Below are 1,523 nucleotides of genomic sequence, written 5' to 3'. Positions count from 1 at the left end.
CCTTGTATATTTAAATTACTCAATTAATCAGCTATTCCGTTTTAATTAGCTGTTATTTTATCTATAATTGAGTTAGATGCTGTGGACTAGTATATTCACCACCAGATTCCTTTGGAATACTGTTTAATAGAGGCTCTAGCCACAGCTCTTTGTCAAATTGTTAATAAGTTTGTTAGCGCATGACATCAGTTCGTGACGCTTGATTGATCACAAGGTTACATAGGCAAAGAGTAAGTGGAGCACAGCGTAAATTTAATCTGTCAGGAGTGGTACTTATGTTGTACGTTGGAATAGATGTTGCCAAGCACAAACATGATTTAGCGGTCATTGATACTGAAGGAACGATTTTTGTCCGTCATCTTCAGATTGAAAACAACCGTGAAGGATTTACAAAACTTCAAATGACGCTTGCCAATCTGCAGAAAACAACTGGTGAAGACATCCAAATCGCCTTAGAAGATACCGGTCATTATTGCTTCAATATCCTACGCTTCCTTCGGACGCAGGGGTACCCAACCTACAGCTATAATCCGTACTTAATCAAAGAATTTGCCAAAAATCAAAGCTTGCGAAAAACCAAAACCGATAAAAAAGACGCCATGACGATCGCTCGAAAACTACGAACAGATTTTGATAAACAATCATTTAGTGCTAACCCTTCAATGATTGAGTTGAAGTATTTAACTCGACATACAGCCAGATTGAAAGAGGATTGTACTCGAAAAAAAGTAAACTACACACGCATTCTAGATATTCTCTTTCCAGAACTAGCACCTTCTTTGGGTTCTTCTTCTGCGAAACACCAATCCTATATATATGCAATCTTAAAAGAATATCCCTCTGCTAAAAAGCTAGGAAATGCACATTTAACGAAGCTGACTAATCTTATTTCAGCGCACTCAAAGGGCCACTTTGGAAAAGAACAGGCGGTCAAGCTCAAAGCGCTCGCGCAAGCCTCTATTGGTCAAGAGTCCCCCGCATTAGAATTTGAACTCCTTCAAACGATTGATGCCATCCAGTATCTTACAACTATGCGAGACAAAGCAGAGAAGGAAGTTGCTCGATTAATGAGTGAAATCGATTCGCCTATTTTAACGATCCCTGGCATTGGTTTTAAATTAGGGAGTGTCATTCTCGCCGAAATTCGGGATATTAAGAATTTTCGTTCGCCGAATCAGCTGCTTGCTTATGCAGGTGCAGAACCTTCCGTCTCCACTTCTGGAATGAATCAAACGGAAACTGGACGAATGGTCAAACGCGGATCTTCGCAATTACGCTGGGCATTGCATGAGTCCGCCAGGCTCATGTCTATTTGGTCGCCGTCTATGCGTGTCTACTTCCAGAAAAAACTAGCAGAAGGAAAACACTACAATGTCGCTATTAGCCATGTCGTAAGAAAACTGGTACGGATCATTTATCAACTACTGAAAGACAATAAACCCTATGAGGAGCAGAAAATGATTATTAACTGATCTTTTCAAAAATTCCCTTTGCCTAGGGTTTCTTTGTCATGCCTTCAAACC

At 40.2% G+C, this 1,523-nt stretch carries 1 protein-coding gene; it reads left to right on the top strand.

Annotated elements, in window-relative coordinates:
• Positions 1-275: 275 nt before the first annotated feature.
• Entirely contained in the window at positions 276-1,472 is a 1,197-nt protein-coding gene (locus JZO85_RS18695) for an IS110 family RNA-guided transposase (protein WP_207110030.1), read from the top strand.
• Positions 1,473-1,523: the final 51 nt, after the last annotated feature.

This window comes from Candidatus Enterococcus murrayae, assembly GCF_017315985.1.
In the GTDB taxonomy this organism is placed as follows: Bacteria; Bacillota; Bacilli; order Lactobacillales; family Enterococcaceae; genus Enterococcus_A; species Enterococcus_A murrayae.
This window is presented reverse-complemented; position numbering and strand designations above follow the sequence as displayed.